The sequence below is a fragment of the Meridianimarinicoccus marinus genome (assembly GCF_040689105.1).
In the GTDB taxonomy this organism is placed as follows: Bacteria; Pseudomonadota; Alphaproteobacteria; order Rhodobacterales; family Rhodobacteraceae; genus Meridianimarinicoccus; species Meridianimarinicoccus marinus.
The window spans coordinates 1-1,192 of the sequence record NZ_JBFBVU010000078.1 but is presented as its reverse complement, the minus strand read 5'-3'; the positions used below and the strand labels follow the sequence as shown (position 1 = coordinate 1,192).

Annotated in this window: 1 protein-coding gene and 1 pseudogene; both read left to right on the top strand. The window is 57.8% G+C overall.

What is annotated here, in order from left to right:
- Positions 1-78 precede the first annotated feature (78 nt).
- A pseudogene (locus AB0T83_RS20600) lies at positions 79-297 on the top strand (phage integrase central domain-containing protein); the annotation flags it as partial.
- A 12-nt stretch (positions 298-309) separates the two neighbouring features.
- Entirely contained in the window at positions 310-849 is a 540-nt protein-coding gene (locus AB0T83_RS20230; RefSeq protein WP_435891201.1) for a tyrosine-type recombinase/integrase, read from the top strand.
- Positions 850-1,192: the final 343 nt, after the last annotated feature.

Sequence of the window (1,192 nt, the reverse complement as noted above, 5' to 3'; positions counted from 1 at the left end):
CAGGCGCAACAGGGCGAGACCTTCGTCAAGATTGCGGAAAACCTGCTTGAATAGAAACGCCTCGAAGGCAAATCGGCGTCGACCCTCGCCAAGACCGCGTGGCTGCACAAGTTGCTCTGTGCAGATATCGGCGACTATCCCATCCGTCAGATCACCGCCCGCGACATCCTGGTTCCGCTGAAGAAGATGGAGGCGAAAGGACGGAACGAATCCGCCCTCAGGATGCGTTCGGCTGCAGGACAGGTCTTTCGCTATGCCATTGCCATTGGCCTTGCGGATAACGATCCGACCTTTGGCCTGAAGGATGCCTTGGCCCGGGCGCCGGTCAAACATCGCTCTGCATTGATCGACCCCGCAGATGTCGGCGCAATGATGCGGGCGATCGAAGGCTTCGATGGCCAACCCGCAACCCGGCTTGCCCTTCAACTTCTGGCCATGACCGCTTTGCGCCCGGGCGAACTGCGGATGGCAGAGTGGTCGGAAATTGACATGAACAAGGCAATCTGGATCATTCCGGCAGATCGCGCCAAGATGCGGCGCCCTCATATGGTGCCCCTTGCGCCGCTGGCGCTGAGCAAGCTGCGCGAGCTTCAGGAATTGACCGGCTGGGGAACCTATCTGTTTCCATCTATCCGTTCCTCCAAACGCTGCATGAGCGAAAACACCCTGAACGCCGCGCTGCGCCGTATGGGGTACAGCGGTGACGAAATGACGGCACATGGTTTTCGGGCCACGTTTTCCACGCTCGCCAATGAATCTGGCCTTTGGAATGCAGATGCCATCGAACGCGCGCGCGCTCACGTTGAAAGCAACGAGATTCGCAGAGCCTATGCGCGGGGTGCGCATTGAGAGGATCGCATCAAGATTGCGCACTGGTAGGCCGATTATCTGGATCAGCTTTGTGCCCGGAGTGGACGCCCTCGGACACCTTGAAGCAAGACGTCGTCTATTACTGTCGGAAGGACTGAAAATGGTCCTTGCCAAGCGGTAATACCATTTGTAGCGTCCAATGTATGAACTGACACATGATGTGTCGTTTCCACTCCCCTTTCGGGGAGTCCCGGGAGCCGGGACAGGAAACGCGCATCATTGCTGCTGTGCCGTACCTGCCCCATCCTGGCCTGCTGCCGGTTTCGTGGACGGCAACTTAAGCTTTCATAGCTCGCTCCTCGAAGGTCATAGGACTTAGATA